The 15,333-nt window shown below is 47.5% G+C and carries 11 protein-coding genes; 2 read left to right on the top strand and 9 right to left on the bottom strand.

Features of this window, described 5'->3' with window-relative positions:
* Positions 1 to 28: 28 nt before the first annotated feature.
* The 7 genes from mutS to DWZ44_RS12100 all read right to left on the bottom strand — a co-directional run bounded on the left by mutS (position 29) and on the right by DWZ44_RS12100 (position 9,572).
* On the bottom strand, positions 29 to 2,665 hold the full coding sequence (gene mutS / locus DWZ44_RS12130; RefSeq protein WP_117509147.1) for a DNA mismatch repair protein MutS: 2,637 nt from the start codon (positions 2,663 to 2,665) through the stop codon (positions 29 to 31).
* A 280-nt stretch (positions 2,666 to 2,945) separates the two neighbouring features.
* Positions 2,946 to 3,713, bottom strand: a complete 768-nt coding sequence (locus DWZ44_RS12125; protein WP_117508922.1) for a hypothetical protein — start codon at positions 3,711 to 3,713, stop codon at positions 2,946 to 2,948.
* Between the two features lie 18 nt (positions 3,714 to 3,731).
* Positions 3,732 to 4,397, bottom strand: a complete 666-nt coding sequence (locus tag DWZ44_RS12120; RefSeq protein ID WP_055228134.1) for a hypothetical protein — start codon at positions 4,395 to 4,397, stop codon at positions 3,732 to 3,734.
* Between the two features lie 22 nt (positions 4,398 to 4,419).
* On the bottom strand, positions 4,420 to 5,517 hold the full coding sequence (locus tag DWZ44_RS12115; RefSeq protein ID WP_117508921.1) for a hypothetical protein: 1,098 nt from the start codon (positions 5,515 to 5,517) through the stop codon (positions 4,420 to 4,422).
* A gap of 188 nt (positions 5,518 to 5,705) precedes the next feature.
* Positions 5,706 to 7,340: an ABC transporter ATP-binding protein gene (locus DWZ44_RS12110; RefSeq protein ID WP_117804966.1), complete on the bottom strand. Its 1,635-nt coding sequence runs from the start codon at positions 7,338 to 7,340 to the stop codon at positions 5,706 to 5,708.
* The gene (locus DWZ44_RS12105; protein ID WP_117804965.1) at positions 7,340 to 9,070 is read right to left on the bottom strand and encodes an ABC transporter ATP-binding protein; all 1,731 of its coding nucleotides are present in this window, start codon (positions 9,068 to 9,070) and stop codon (positions 7,340 to 7,342) included. Before DWZ44_RS12105 ends, DWZ44_RS12110 begins: the two co-directional genes overlap by 1 nt.
* Complete coding sequence (locus tag DWZ44_RS12100) at positions 9,060 to 9,572, bottom strand: MarR family winged helix-turn-helix transcriptional regulator (protein ID WP_117804964.1); 513 nt, start codon at positions 9,570 to 9,572, stop codon at positions 9,060 to 9,062. Before DWZ44_RS12100 ends, DWZ44_RS12105 begins: the two co-directional genes overlap by 11 nt.
* Positions 9,573 to 9,762: 190 nt before the next feature.
* Here DWZ44_RS12100 and DWZ44_RS12095 point away from each other — a divergent pair, with 190 nt between their 5' ends.
* On the top strand, positions 9,763 to 11,163 hold the full coding sequence (locus DWZ44_RS12095) for a sodium-dependent transporter (protein WP_117508917.1): 1,401 nt from the start codon (positions 9,763 to 9,765) through the stop codon (positions 11,161 to 11,163).
* Between the two features lie 204 nt (positions 11,164 to 11,367).
* On the opposite strand, the gene DWZ44_RS12090 is transcribed toward DWZ44_RS12095, so the two are convergent.
* Positions 11,368 to 13,122 (bottom strand): glycoside hydrolase family 13 protein, encoded by a 1,755-nt coding sequence (locus DWZ44_RS12090; RefSeq protein WP_117761516.1) that lies wholly within the window; start codon positions 13,120 to 13,122, stop codon positions 11,368 to 11,370.
* Between the two features lie 344 nt (positions 13,123 to 13,466).
* Between DWZ44_RS12090 and DWZ44_RS12085 the strand changes: the two genes are divergently transcribed.
* A complete protein-coding gene (locus DWZ44_RS12085; RefSeq protein WP_117804963.1) occupies positions 13,467 to 14,468 on the top strand; it encodes a LacI family DNA-binding transcriptional regulator in 1,002 nt (333 codons plus the stop codon).
* Here the strand turns inward: DWZ44_RS12085 and DWZ44_RS12080 are convergent.
* Positions 14,463 to 15,230, bottom strand: coding sequence for a GNAT family N-acetyltransferase (locus tag DWZ44_RS12080; protein ID WP_117804962.1), 768 nt, complete (start codon positions 15,228 to 15,230; stop codon positions 14,463 to 14,465). The two genes, DWZ44_RS12085 and DWZ44_RS12080, sit on opposite strands and share 6 nt — an antisense overlap.
* Positions 15,231 to 15,333: the final 103 nt, after the last annotated feature.

Genomic DNA, 15,333 nt, shown 5'->3' with positions numbered 1-15,333 from the left:
CTAACTTATGTTCTGATCCAGTATTCCCCTATTTCCAGCGGTTTTTCACCTTTCCCTGGAAACGGTACAGGGTATTTAAAGCATCCATCGGTGTCATATTCGAGATATCAAGCTCCGAGAGCTCTTTGATGATATCATCGTCCTGCACCGTATCGAACAGCGACATCTGTGCCATATCGACCTCGTCGTAGTGAACCGGCTTTGCCTTCGGTTTCTTCTGCATGGTCAGATCCTTGACCGCAGCAGTGATATCGGCATCGCTCAGCTGCTCCACCAGCTCCTGCGCCCGGGAGAGCACTGACTCCGGCACTCCCGCAAGACGCGCTACCTGGATACCGTAGCTCTTATCTGCGCCGCCCTGTACAATTTTACGCAGGAATACGATATCGTCGCCCTTTTCCTTGACGGCAATACAGTAGTTGTGCACGCCCGGAAGCTTTCCTTCAAGCTCAGTCAGCTCATGGTAATGCGTAGCGAACAGTGTCTTTGCGCCGAGCAGCTTCGGATTCGCCACATGCTCAATCACCGCCCAGGCGATCGAAAGACCGTCGAACGTACTCGTTCCTCTTCCGATCTCATCGAGAATCAGCAGACTGTTCGAGGTTGCATTCCGAAGAATATTCGCCACCTCCGTCATCTCAACCATAAACGTACTCTGGCCGCTTGCCAGGTCATCGGATGCGCCGACACGGGTAAAGATCCGGTCCACAATACCGATGTTTGCCTTCGAAGCCGGAACAAACGAACCGATCTGTGCCATCAGCACAATGAGGGCCGTCTGGCGCATATACGTCGATTTACCGGCCATGTTCGGTCCGGTGATGACGGAAACGCGGTGGTCACCGTTGTCAAGCAGGGTATCGTTTGCGATAAACATATCGTTTGGAATCATCTTCTCGACCACTGGGTGACGGCCATCCTTGATATCAATCTTTCCTCGGCTGTTCAGCTTCGGACGCACATAGTGATTGTGCTCGGCAACGTAGGAAAGTGATGCATACACATCGAGCCGTGCCAGAGCCTGCGCCGTGCGCTGAATCCGCTCCGCCTCACCGGCAACCGTATCGCGCACCGTACAGAAAAGATCATATTCCAGAGCGTACAGCTTGTCCTCTGCGCCAAGAATCGTATCTTCCAACTCCTTCAGACGCGGTGTGATGTAGCGCTCGGCGTTCGTCAGCGTCTGTTTTCTGGTATAGTAATCCGGTACAAGGTCTTTAAACGAGTTCGTAACTTCCAGATAATAGCCAAATACCTTGTTGTACTTGACCTTCATGTTTTTGATACCGGTTTTCTCCCGCTCACTCGCCTCAAGTTCACTCAGCCACTGCTTTCCTTCTGTCTTTGCATGGCGGTAATTATCGACCATCTCGTTGTAGCCGTCTTTGATCATACCGCCGTCGCGCATCAGATACGGTGGATCATCCACGATTGCCGCATCGACAAGCTGATAGAGGTCTTCCAGCGGGTCGAGATCCTCCTGAATCTGCGCCAAAGCGCCGCCGTCAAACGAGTTTAAGAGCTGCTTGATGTAAGGCAGCATCTGCAGCGACGATTTAAAGGCGATCAGGTCACGCGGATTCGCGGACTGGTAGCTGATTCTTCCGACGAGACGCTCAAGGTCATAAACCGGACGGAGGTATTCACGGATTTCCTCGCGGAGCATCGCCTGCCCCGTTAGAGCCTCTACAGCATCGAGTCTTGCATTGATTTCATCCTCGTCGATCAATGGCTGCTCCACGTAGCTTCGCAGAAGACGCGCGCCCATCGCCGTGCGGGTTTTGTCGAGAACCCAGAGGAGGGAGCCGCGTTTCTGCTTCTCCCGCAGCGTTTCCACCAGTTCCAGATTCCGGCGGCTGGAGCTGTCGATCAGCATATATTTGTCCGTCACATACGGTGTAATCGAGTTCATGTGAGACAGATCCGATTTCTGTGTCTCGTGCAGATACTGGAACAGCGCACCGGCTGCAATTGTTCCGCAGTTGTAATCGGCGATGCCAAGGCCTTCCATCGTAGCAGCATGGAACTGTTCCTGCAGCGTACGGCGGCAGATATCATCGTCGAAATACCAGTCTTCCAATGCATTCACGCAGATATGAAGGCGGGTCCGGAGATCCTCCACATCGATCCCGCAGAGCAGGAACGACTGATTGCAGATGATTTCCGCCGGCATAAACTTCGTGATCTCATCCACAAGGCGGCGAGGCTTGTCCATTTCCGTGACGAGGCACTGGCCGGTGGAGATATCTGCCGTAGAGATACCGAAGCATCCCTCCATGCAGACGATCGACATGATGTAGTTGTTCTTCGTCTCATCAAGTCCCTGCGGGATCAGCGTCGTACCCGGTGTGACAACGCGGATGACTTCGCGCTTTACCATGCCCTTTGCCTGCTTTGGGTCCTCCATCTGCTCGCAGATCGCAACCTTATGGCCGTTCTCTACAAGACGGTTGATATACCCTTCTGCAGCGTGATACGGGATACCGCACATCGGAGCGCGCTCCTCCATGCCGCAGTCCTTTCCGGTCAGCGTAAGCTCAAGTTCTTTGGATACCAGGGTGGCATCTTCGAAGAACATTTCGTAGAAATCACCTAAGCGGTAAAACAAAATGGTATTAGCCGGGTCAGTCAAGCCCGTCTTCGTCTGGCAATAATGTACCATCATAGGCGAAAGCTTCTCACACTGATCCAGCGCATCCTGTGCTGTCACAGGCCGCGTGGACATCAGTGCCGGCGCTTTTACCGCTGTGTTTTTTGTTTCTGTATCGTTCATTTGTATTTCATACCTTTTCTCAAGAATAAATATAAGAAGTATAACAAACGTCATACCTGCACAATTTTAGCATGAAACCAGAAATTGTGCAAGATTCACAAGCGTATAAAATGCCCCCTTCCTGTCAGTGGTTTTTTCTCAAAACCAGCCGTCCAGGAAGCGAGCATTCCCTTTAATTTTTCTTTTTTTGTCTCCATTTTGAGAAAGACGAACCAATCAACAGGATCAGCACAAAAACAACGGCAACCGTTTCATAAATCTGCACGCCGGTGTTGACAGGATTGTCGTCAATTGAGCGGTAATCGCGCTCCAGACGCCACAGCATCGCCATCCGGTCCATGAAATCAATCTGCCGCGTGCCGTCCGTCTCGGTCTTAAAGACGGCACAGTAAAGATTCGTGTACCACTGGTCAAGAAGACTGACCCCTGATCGCCCGATCTTTCCGCTGCCGATCTCCTCGTCATTTTCATCATACAGAATCCTGCCGCTTCTCGAACTCTGGTAATCGAGCGGCGTTTCATCTACATCAAGGAAAATCAGTCTTGTATCTTTTCCATAGGAGGTATCCACATACTGCTCCTGCGCATAGCCAAGACACGTACCGGATGCGTCGTAATAGCCGTACGTCGTGCCGGAGCCTTCTCTGTCATTGATGGGCTCATCCTCCACATAGTCAATCGAAAACCACTCCTCCTCGTTGATATAGACCGTATTCTTCTGAAGATAGCCCGCCACTTTTCCGTCTGCCACAATCTTCGTCTTTCGTTTACTTCCATACAGGTCAAAGTAGATTTCTATGGTTTCTGCCGATGTAAGCGCCTCTTTTGCCTCATCCGCAGTTGCAAACTCAGATTCCGGCACTCTTTCTTTTCCGCAGCCGCCAAGCACCAGAGCGGCGGCAAGAAAAAGACCAGCGGCTGTATATATTCTCTTTTTCAACTGCCTTTTTCCTCCGCCTTACTTGTTATCTTTGTAATACTCATTTGCCTCATCGTACATCATATCGAGCAAGGCGTATTTATCCTGGAAATCCATCACCTGCGTACCGTTATCCTCCAGGTTCACATAGAGATTGCACTGTGAACCGGACCAGTCCATCTCTTTTTTCGCAGAACCGATCACCGTTCCGCCCTCTGTATAAATGGTATGTCCATCCTCTGATGCGTAATATGGTTTTTCGTTCAGATCTGCATCGAGAAAAATAATGTAATACGCTTCCGGCATCTGATCCGGTGTCGTCACGCGCTCCTGTGCATAGCCAAGCAGGTTGTTGTCCGGATCATAGAATGCATAGGTAGTAGCGGATTTTGTCATCTTATTGATTTCTTCGTCCGTCACAATTTTCATATGGAACCATTCTTCGCCGGAAATAGAGATCGTCCAGGTCTGATCAAAGAGACCGCTGTTTTTCATATACGCGGCAGCCTTTTCATCCGCATAAATGTTTCCCGAAGCGTCAACGTTATCCAGATCACAGCGCATGCGGACGGACGAAGCCGATGCAAGGGCTTCTTTTGCCACATCCGCGTTTTCATACCCTAACTTTTCTTCTGCCGCCGAGCAGCCGCACAGAAGCAGAAGTCCTGCTGTAAAACCCAAAAACAATTTTGTCGTTTTTCTCATAGATTCCCCTCTCTTTCTTTTGTCAGGACCGATTGGAAAGACCGCCGTCTTTGTCGCGTGCCAGTTCTCTTGCCGCCATCACAGCGAGTGCGGTCAGCTGCGGCAGATATTTTGCATCGTAGACAATCAGAAACGCATTGTCGAACATGATGTTTCCGACGGTAAGATCCATATTGTCGACGATGGCGCCGATCATAGTTCCGTTCAGTTTTACCGAGTAATTGTGGCCGATGGAGCCGGCGTATTCCCGGAGTTCCAGTTTTCCCTCCGGCAGTTCCATCGAGAACTGATCCCGTACGAGTGCAAACTGCTTTTTCAACACACCATACGGCTCGCCGTACAGATAAAAACGGTACGTCGGCAGCGCGTGGAGCAGTTCCTTCGTCATACGGAAGATTTCGGTGTGCATCGCATCGTAGATATAAAATGTTTTCAGCGGCACGGTGCTGTCGATCTCGTAAACCAGGTTTCCGTCTGTATCCTCCAGATCGAAATGCTGGCCCGTCAGGCGGTAATCCTCCGTGAAAGTGTAAATCTGGGACGCCGAAATCTTCTGAAACGGCTGTACCGTTCCAGTTTTGACGAAATGCTCCAGATTCGCTTTTAATTCGCTCTGGAACATCATCAGATCGGAATGGTAGCTTAGATGGTCTGCGAGGTTCTCTGCAACATCTTCATGAATCGGATACACGGGTGTGGTGAGTTTCTTTTTGATAAAGCCTTCGATGAAGGAATATCCCAAATAACCGACATGACCGTCTTTGGTCAGCCAGAAGTAGAGATATTCTCCCTTGGCGTCCGGTCCGAAAACGAGTGCTTTCTGCCGCATCGTGTAGAATTTTGCAAGCCATGCAGAACCGAACGGTGTATCGACGTTCTTGTAAGCCTCATAAAATTCTTCGATTTTCCGCGGCTTCTCCATGGAGATCATGGCAATCATATCCGTCATGGAATTGTAGTTCTCCGGGGTTGCCATGGACCAGATGGCAATGCCGAAAATCAGGACAACCGTGGCGATGGTGAGTGTGATCGTCTCTCCGTAGCCGACCGCCATCAGATAGATGCCCAGCAGCGTGACAGCGCCGCCTGCGATGCGGAATTTCCATTTTCTCTTTTTCAACTGAATACCGCCTCCTCTCTTTTCGTTACTTTTATTGTACTTGCTCCCCTTTTTTGTGTCAATTGAAACTCGCTCCTCCGCTCTATTTTGTTCTGCCTGGCGGGACAAAGAAAGCGTGTCGGCGCATCTTTTTTTGTCAGAATGCATCCGGCACGCTTTGTTTCAAAAATTTAATGAACGAAAAGAAATTATGAAATTGGAATCACGCGTCCCGTTTCTGCCATAGTTCGGTGGGAAATGGAAATTACGGTACGGTTTTTGGAAACCCTTTGCAATGCATTTAATACCATTTTTTCCGTCTCTGCATCAAGGTTTGCGGTAATCTCATCGAGGAGCAGAATTTCAGGCTCCGCTGCGGCTGCACGGGCAATCGAGAGGAGCTGCCACTGACCCTGTGAGAAGAGATCCTGTGTACAGATCGTATCATATTGGTCCGGAAGCGCCTCGATGGTCTTTGCAAGTCCGGTCAGCTCTGCTGCTTTTTTTACATCTGTATCCGAAATCTTTGCATCATACAAAGTAATCTGGTCTTTTACCGATCCCGGCACCATGTGGAACGACTGCTCCACATAGCCGAAAACCTTTCGTTTCTTCGCATCCGGCAGATCGACAGATGGAACGCCCCAAATCAGAACCATTCCTTTCTGTGGCTCATATAAACCGAGCAGCAGTTTGAAAATAGTACTCTTTCCGGCACCCGTTCGTCCCAAAAGTGTTACCTGCTCGCCTTTTTTGATCTGCAGACTTACATCGTTTAAGATGACCTGGCTTTCGTCATATCCAAACGTCACATTTTTTAGCTCAGCCGCTATGCCGTAATCTGTATTTTCAGTCAGCGCAGCCGGCTCTTTCTTCTCTTCCAGGCTGTAAAATTCATTGATTCTTTCCATACCGGCAAACGCAGACTGAATTGTCTGGATTTCCATACCAAGACTTTCGACCGGAGCAAAGATCTGGGAAATATAGTTTATAACAGCAACGGCGGTTCCGGCGGACATGCCGAACAGCTTTAAAACGGTCGAATTGCCGGAGGCCGAAAGCAGCATGACAACAGCAACAACAATGGCATTTAAAATCAGGATGACCGGAGAATAGACGGCATCGTAAAAATTGGTCTTCTCCATTGCGCTGTAGCTGTCATCAATATAGTGCGCATACTGCTGCTCCATATACGTCTCTTTCTGCAGACAGTGGATGGTACGGATGTTGTGCAGCGTCTCCGGAACGTGACCCGAAGCACGGCTGACTGCACGGCGATTGGCAATCTGGGAGGTCAGCATGTTTTTCTGGATGTAACGGGTAAAGAGGAACAGAACAGGGAGTAAAATAATCAGAACAATCGTAAGTCCACGATTAGTCACCCAGATGACGGCAAGAATGCTTAAGATTTTGCACGCATCGGCAAACATACTGATGATCCCGGAGGTAAACAGGTTTTCCACTGTGTCGACGTCACCGACAAATCTTGATACGAGAGCGCCCGGCTCCTGGCGGTTCAGCTCGTTGGCGGAAAGGCGTCCGAACTTTTCCATCAGACTGCTTCGGAGTGCATGTGTAATTTTCTGGCCGAATACCGTCAGAAGACTCTCTCGTGCCGACTCCAGAAGACCCGTCAGGGCAAGAAGTCCGAAATACAGCAGAATTCCTTCCATCCAGAGGGTATGCTTCTTTGTCAAAAGGTCAATCAGCTGTGCCAGCACAAGAGGCGGGAGCAGTGCGAAAATAACCGCACCACAGACGACTCCCAAAAGTGCGGCTGATAAAACGCCGTGTTTTCGAACGGTTTCTTTGATTACCCGCAATACAGATTCTTTCTTTTGCATCAAAAGCTTCCTCCCTTCGTCTGATTGCTGCAGAGCTCTGCGTAGGACGGAACCGTTGCAAGGAGTTCTTCATGTGTGCCGACCTTCGTATGGCACTCATCCATCCAGATGACCTGATCCATCTGGTCGAACAGATAGAGGCGATGGGAAATGAGGATTATAATAGAGTCTTTTGCCAGCTCCTTTAAATTTACAAAAATTTGTGCCTCCGTCTCTTTGTCGAGTGCCGAAAACGGATCGTCGAGAACCAGAACCGGCCGTTTGTGGTACAGGGTTCGCGCAAGGGCAAGGCGCTGCGCCTGACCACCGGAGAGGCGGATACCGCCCGTTCCGACCAGGGTATGGATTCCGTTTTCCATTGCTTTCACTTCATCTTCCAGGCAGACGACTCGGATCATCTCCTCTGCGCCCTCTTTTCCCCCGAGACGGATATTCTCTTCCACACTTCCATGGAACAGCTCCTGGTCATGGCCAAGATAACCGACCATGCGGTTCCGGTCTGCTTTTTCCATTTTTCCAAGTTCTTTTCCGCCGAAGGTGATGCTTCCCTCATACGGCGACTCGCAGAGAAAAGTCTTTCCAAGCGTTGACTTTCCGCATGCGACAGGTCCCGTCACACCGATGATCTGGCCAGGAGACGCTTGAAACGACAGGTCATGGATGATCTCTTTTCCGTTTGGATAAGCAAAATGCAGGTGATCGACGTTAAGCTCTGCAGGTGCTGCGGCCGGAAGCTCCGGTTCTGTTTTGGAATTCTGCAGCAAAGGTTTAATTCGTTTCCAGGAAACCTGCGCTTTATGTACCGCATTAAAAAGTTTCGCAGCGCTCGATGATTTGGTGGCAAGCTTCGTGTAGCAGGACAAAAATGTGGTAAATACAGCAATGGTCCACGGTGTCCAACCCTCATGCAGGACGTTCCTGCCTCCAAAATACAGGATAAACAGAATGCTCGTCATCGAGATCATACGATAAATCGGCGGCATAGCTGTGTTCCAGATATTGGCGCGCACAGCGGCAGATTCGTAAGCCGAAAGATTCTCCTCATAAGCGGCCTTTCTGTCCTCCTCACAGCCAAAGACACGATACGTGATGGCATTTGTCGCACGGTCCAGGGTTGCAGCACTTAATGCACCCGACTGTACCTTATAGGCAGCGCCCGTTTTCTGTACCATGACCTTCATCTTTTCGGCAATCACGTAGGAAATGGGTGGGAAAATCATGCAGAGAAGAGCCAGGCGCCAGTCGTACCAGAGCAGCATACACGCATAGGCGAGAAGAGCAACACCGGTATCAAAGATTTCCGTTGTAAATTTCCGCATTCCTTCTACGCAATCGTCTACATCGAGAATGGCCTTCGTCAGTATATTTCCGGTACCTTCCGCTTCCAGCTCCAAACGGCTTTTGCGAACCAGCGTTCCGTAAAGAATCTGCTTCATATGCCGGTTGACGTTGTTGGCAAATCTTCTGACATAGAACCGTTTGAAATAGCGGGAAACCTGCACAATGCCAATACTCACGACATAGGCCGTGACCAGCATCAGCATCTGGTGGAAGGTTCCTGTGCCGCCGAGGAGATCAACCAGCTTTCCTGTCATTTTTCCCTCAAACCAGGGGCCTGCAAGAAGTCCCAGATTATAGATGAGACCGGAAACCGTAACAAAAAAGAGAATTTTCCATTCTTCCTGAAAGTAAGAGAGCATCCGGTTCGGGCGAAAGGTTTCATCCTTCATCGCTGCTGCCTCCTTCTGCTGTTGCTTTTATTGTTTTATCTGCTTTTTCCCTTAAAATTTTTGAAAGTTCCGCAAAATGATTCTGCCGTTCTCTCTTCGATTTCCAGTACAGCTTGTCCAGTGTTTCGCAGAAGCTTTCTGCCTCCTTTTCCGGAAGCTCCAAAAGCAGCCATTCATAAAAAACCGTTTCAATTTCTGCTTTGGAATTTTTCAAGGATTCTGCTTTTTCCGTAGCATACAGAAGCTGGCTTCTGCCGTCCCACGGATTCGGTTTCCGGATCAGATATCCCTTTGTCTCAAGGCTTGCAGCGCGCCTTGCAGCGGCTCCTTTATCAATCTTTAACTGTTCGCGCACTTCCGTCTGGGTGATGCCTGGATGATGGCGCACCAGATGGATAAAGTCAAATTCTGCCGTACCGATGCCTTCTTCTTTCATTGCCTGCACCGTAAATTTCCCGGCTTCCCGCGCTATTTTTGTTATTTTCCGTTCTGTTGGATCCATTTTTCTGTTCCTCCTGTCCATTCTCGATCTGTTTCAAATAGATGCATATACAACTAATTAGATGATAGTACAACTAATCGAAATTGTCAATCTATAGATCTTCTGGTTGACGAAGTATCGTCCGAACTTTATAATAGAAGTATTCGGCTGTTAAAAACAGTCAGTCTATCAATAAGGAGATGTATCTTATATGGAAAAGAAACATACGCGCGGCAGCTTTACCGGATCGATCGGCTTCGTGCTTGCTGCTGCAGGAAGCGCGGTTGGACTGGGAAATATCTGGCGTTTCCCTTATCTTGCCGCAAAAGACGGAGGCGGAACCTTTATTTTAGTTTATATCGTACTGGCTCTGACCTTTGGATTTACCCTGCTGACAACTGATATTGCCATCGGAAGAAAAACCGGACAAAGTCCGCTTGTCGCTTACGGTAAAATTCACCCGGGCTGGAACGGTCTTGGCCTTCTCGCCAGTATCGTGCCGGTTGTCATCCTGCCTTACTACTGCTCCATTGGCGGCTGGGTATTAAAATACCTGTCTGTGTTTCTCACCGGACATGGCACTGCTGCTGCCGAGGATGGTTACTTTACCGGCTATATTACCGGTACATGGCAGCCGATTGTGTGGTTGGGAATCTATCTTTTTCTTACCGCATTCGTTGTATATCGTGGTGTCAATAAGGGAATTGAAAACTACAGCAAAATTCTGATGCCGATCCTTCTGATTTTAATCATCGGAATTTCTGTTTTTTCTCTGACCCTGACCCATACCGATGCAGACGGTGTCGTCCGTACGGGACTGCAGGGTATGAAAATTTATCTCGTTCCGAATTTTAAGGGAATGACGCCGCAGAAATTTTTCACCGTCTTTGTCGATGCACTCGGACAGCTTTTCTTTTCGATCAGCGTTGCGATGGGTATCATGGTTGCCTACGGTTCCTACGTAAAAAAAGAAACAAACCTGATGAAATCGATCAATCAGATTGAGATTTTTGACACCATTGTTGCGCTGCTTGCCGGTTTGATGATCGTTCCTGCTGTATTTACCTTTATGGGAGCAGAGGGTATGTCCGCTGGCCCTGGTCTGATGTTTGTCTCCCTGCCGAAGGTCTTTCAGTCCATGGGAGCAGCAGGCGGCGTAATCGGAACCATTTTCTTTCTTATGGTCTCCTTTGCAGCCATTACATCTTCCGTATCGGTCATGGAGTCCATTGTTTCCTGTATGATCGACAAATTTCACATCAGCAGAAAGAAAAGCACGGTTATTGTAACCGTTTATGCATGTCTCGTCGGTATCATCGTATGCCTCGGCTACAATGCGCTTTATTTTGAACTGAAGCTTCCAAATGGCGCAACGGCTCAGATCCTGGATGTCATGGATTTTATCAGCAATAACCTTCTGATGCCGCTTGTTGCACTTCTCTCCTGTATTCTGATCGGATGGGTTGTAAAGCCGCAGGTCATCATCGATGAGGTGACGCTGGGAGGATATAAGTTCGGTCGAAAGAGGCTGTATATCGTCATGGTGAAGTTTATTGCACCCGTGCTCCTTGCCGCGCTGCTGCTGCAGTCGTTCGGTATTTTAAACGTCTGATCACTGCGATACCAGATTGCTATGTGCTTTGCACTCACGCAATCTTCAAAAACATTCGTAATCCGCTCATTTTCCTTCGAAAAATGGCTCCTTACTTATGTTTTTGGCGAGTCAAGAGATCAAAAAAGCATGTTTTCCGGTGGCTTTTCCAGAAAACATGCTTTTTTTGTGCCTGTCTGCACATATTTCTAACAGGTGAAACCCTTACATCCTGCGAATTAACGTTCCATTTACACCAAGTATCTCTCCATCAAATTCCCGGGCAAAAAGTACTTCCCCGTCTCCTTTTACTTTTATCTCCTCATCCGATGCGTTGAGCAGAACTTCGATTTTATTTCCCTCTTCGTCTAGTTTAATATACTCTACACACCGATCATTTTCATAACCATTCGGAAAATGGAAATGCAGGCTTCTGCACACTTTTTCATTTCTTCGAAGCATGATCAGTTTCCGCATCGTTGCAATTTTTTTCTGATTCTCTTCGCTTTCAATTTCACTCCAAGGCATACATCTTCTGCAGTCCGGATCATGAGCGCCTTCCATTGCGATCTCCGTTCCATAATAAATACAGGGGCTTCCCGGAAGCGTAAAAAGGATTGCAAGCTGCTGGTAGAACTTGTCCAGATCGTGAAAACGGTTCATCAGCCTCTCGGTATCGTGGGAATCCAGGAGATTAAAAAGTACATCGTTATTTTGCTGCATATACATGGTATAGCAACGGTTTACCATATATTCAAATTCTTCTTTTTTCATTGTTTTATCAAGAAAGAAATCATGGATTCCGCTCAGCAGCGGGTAGTTCATGACAGAATCATATTCATCTCCCTGCAGCCACTGGCTTGCATCATGCCAGATTTCCCCCAGAAGATAAATATCCGGCTTTATCGTTTTTAAATGCTCCCTTATCCGCTTTAAGAACCTGTGCGACACTTCGTTTCCTACATCGAAACGAATTCCGTCGATATCAAACTCCCGTACCCAGTCCTCACAGATTTTACAGAAATACTGTATCACCTCTTCGTTGTTTGTATTCAGCTTTGGCATCCCGTCTGTAAATGCAAAGGAATAGAACCGTCGGTCTCTGGTATCTCCCCTTTTTTGAACCTGTTCCCAGCCTTCTACCATAAACCAGTCCGCATAACGAGACTCTTTTCCATGCTCCAGGATATCTATCCACGGCTCAAATTTTCTTCCACTATGATTAAACACCGCATCTACCATAATACGGATTCCTTTTTCATGTGCTTCTCTGCAAAGCGCTTTCATCGTCTCTGCATCGCCAAAGGACGGATCTATTTTTGTATAATCGGTCGTATCATATTTGTGGTTGGACTCTGCTTTCATAATCGGATTCAGATAAATACCGGTAATCCCAAGTTCCTGCAGATACGATAATCTCTGACGGATCCCTTCCAGATTTCCTCCGAATTTTTCTTCGTTTGTTACGGTTCCGTGATTTCTCCAGGGTGTGATATCATCTCCGTTTTTTTCCGGTGTCCCGTTGCAGAACCGATCCGGGAAAATCTGATACCAGATCGTTTCGTTTACCCATGCCGGTGTGCGATTGATATCTGCCGGGTTCATCCAGGGTACAATAAAGCACTGCTGCATACGGCCATCCATCCGGAGCTGTTCTTCTGTCAGGAAACCATCCTCAAAATAATACCAGACTTCCTTTTCCGTCCGCAGCTCGAAATAATATTTGCATCTTTTGTATTCCGGAAGAAGCGTTGTTGTCCACCAGATCTGATAAGGCAGACGTTTTTTATATATCATTTCCTCTCTTTTTCCGATCCACTTTTCTTTTCCGCCCAAAATTCCGGCTTCATAAGGATCTCCGTAATGGATAAAAACCTGTTTTACATCATATCCTGTCTTGATATTGACAATCAGTCTGTCCTCATCCAGGGCATAACTCATCTGTTCTGAAGTTTTATGGTATACACCGCTAAATTCCATCTCATTTTCCTCCCGTATAGCTCTAAAGCTGTTTTTTGCATCCTTGTAAGAAACACGATCACTTTTGTTTCGCATTGTTTCGTAACTTTACTATAAGCCTTTTTTATTTCTTCGTCAATCAATTTCCATTTTTCCCTGCGCTTTCGTAAAATTCAGATAATTTTCAGGATGATTTTTGTGCAGGATGCTTTCTTTTTTCGAAACTTAACGAAACATTTCTTTTTCAAGGTATTGATTGCTTTTTATCTTATGATTTTATATAATGATACCGGGATCAAAAGGTCTTTTGACACCTATGATAGCTGGGAGTTTACATTTTTTGTTTTGTGAAAGGATTGCCGATTATGACTACCATTCAGGATATTGCTGATAAAATGGGAGTTTCCAAGAGCACGGTATCCAAAGCGCTCAATGACGCGCCTGATATCAGCGATGCTTTACGGAAACAGGTTTTGGAAACTGCCGTAGCTCTGGGTTATACGAAGCTGCGGCGTTATAAGAAACCAACGAAAAAAGTCTGTATTATAATAGAAAAAGAAAATATGCGGTATCAGGAACCGCATCATTTTGCCTATGATATCCTGGTGGGTTTTCGTCAGATGGCAGAACCTGCCGGATTTGATGTTGAAATTGTACCCGTTGATATTAAGACCCAAAGAAACCAGCATTATGATGTTTTTATGCTGGAGCATGATTATATAGGAGCTTTTGTGGTCGGCTTTTCCCTGAGCGATCCCTGGATTCAAGACTTTAAAATCAGCCGCACACCGGCTGTTCTTTTCGACAACTATATAGTAGGGAATCCTTCCACCGCTTATGTAGGTATTGATAATGAGGAGGGAATGGAGCTTGCCGTCTCTTATCTTGCCGGACTTGGACACCGGAAGATCGCCTATCTGAGCAGCTCCCTCGGTGCCCGGGTTCTCCAGGCACGCCATGCTGCCTTTCTCCGTTCCATGCACCAGCATGGACTGAAGACTTCTCCTGCTGCTATCGGCTGTTCTTATTATCTGTCAGAATGTATGGAAAAGCATCTTCCCCGTTTTCTGGAAAACGGAATCACTGCTATTATTTGCAACCAGGATACCCTTGCTAGTGCAACGCTCACGCAATGTCAGCAGCTGGGATTCCAGATTCCTGATGATATCAGCATTATCGGATTTGATGATCTGCCGATTGCTGCTTGTACGTCACCGCCCCTTACAACCATCAGACAAGATCGGCTGGAGCTCGGAAAAAGTGGATTTTTTGCATTGTCAAGTCTTCTCAATCACATCCCAATCAGTACGTATTTGTTGCATGCACAGCTGATTCAGCGGGAATCGACAGGGAAGGTTCCTTCATAAATTCATCTCATCAACAATATTTGCCGGTTTTGCAGTCATTTCTACCCATGCCGGTATAAAACCGCTTTTGACAGCGTTTCTTACAGATCTGACATTAGACCAGGCGGTACAGTAAAAAGGTACTTTTCCCCTGTTTATGATCTCTTTTGTAAGTCTGCTTGTCAGTGCAGAGGCAATCCCCTGTCGTCTGTATTCAGGCAAGACATCCACACCAATCTGCCACATATCGTCGCAATCGGCAGAACAGGCGGCAAGTCCCACCAGCGTGCTTCCATCATATGCGCCGACGCCAAGTACATCCAGATTCTTCCGATCTTCGCAAAGCGCATTGCTCCATTCCGGCAGATACAAATCCGCAAAAGCTTCCTGTGTTAATACTCGTGTCACATAGGCACAGGAAAGAGTCGGTATCCGGCTGATGTCCGGCAGATAGTATTCTGCCATGAAACATATTTTGTGCCCTTTTTCAACTAAACGTTCATTCAGCCAATGCATGTTTGGTGTCTCAAAACAGTGGTAAAACTCGAAGTTGTCTACATACGCAGATACCAGATCCATAGTCTCCGGTATGGAAGCTGCCATGATATTATTTCCATAGGAAACCAGATTGCAGGTAATAGGCTCTTTCAAATATTTGCGAGCTTTCTTTCCTAAATTTATGGGAACAACAACATTTTTGTCCGCCTTGAAATCTTCTACATGGCATCCCATATCTTCCGCAGACTGCCTCATGGCAATCTCCATCATTTCACGATTCGTCATATGCTTTTCTCCATTCTATCAGTTCAGTAACTTGGGGATGCGCAGACATGTCCATTTTGGAAACAGTGTCTATCATTCTCTGCATCCGGCCACCCAATCCTTC

It is taken from the genome of Blautia sp. AF32-4BH (genome assembly GCF_003460565.1).
Classification (GTDB): Bacteria; Bacillota; Clostridia; order Lachnospirales; family Lachnospiraceae; genus Fusicatenibacter; species Fusicatenibacter saccharivorans.
The sequence above is the reverse complement of the archived record's forward strand: the minus strand, read 5'-3'. Positions and strand labels throughout refer to the sequence as shown.

What these genes read in the sequence shown, in the direction of transcription:
- DWZ44_RS12105 (WP_117804965.1), bottom strand. Translation starts at nt 9,070, where the DNA reads ATGAAGGATGAAACCTTTCGCCCGAACCGGATGCTCTCTTACTTTCAG.
- DWZ44_RS12085 (WP_117804963.1), top strand. Translation starts at nt 13,467, where the DNA reads ATGACTACCATTCAGGATATTGCTGATAAAATGGGAGTTTCCAAGAGC.
- DWZ44_RS12100 (WP_117804964.1), bottom strand. Translation starts at nt 9,572, where the DNA reads ATGGATCCAACAGAACGGAAAATAACAAAAATAGCGCGGGAAGCCGGG.
- DWZ44_RS12095 (WP_117508917.1), top strand. Translation starts at nt 9,763, where the DNA reads ATGGAAAAGAAACATACGCGCGGCAGCTTTACCGGATCGATCGGCTTC.
- mutS (WP_117509147.1), bottom strand. Translation starts at nt 2,665, where the DNA reads ATGATGGTACATTATTGCCAGACGAAGACGGGCTTGACTGACCCGGCT.
- DWZ44_RS12080 (WP_117804962.1), bottom strand. Translation starts at nt 15,230, where the DNA reads ATGACGAATCGTGAAATGATGGAGATTGCCATGAGGCAGTCTGCGGAA.
- DWZ44_RS12090 (WP_117761516.1), bottom strand. Translation starts at nt 13,122, where the DNA reads ATGGAATTTAGCGGTGTATACCATAAAACTTCAGAACAGATGAGTTAT.
- DWZ44_RS12110 (WP_117804966.1), bottom strand. Translation starts at nt 7,340, where the DNA reads ATGCAAAAGAAAGAATCTGTATTGCGGGTAATCAAAGAAACCGTTCGA.
- DWZ44_RS12120 (WP_055228134.1), bottom strand. Translation starts at nt 4,397, where the DNA reads ATGAGAAAAACGACAAAATTGTTTTTGGGTTTTACAGCAGGACTTCTG.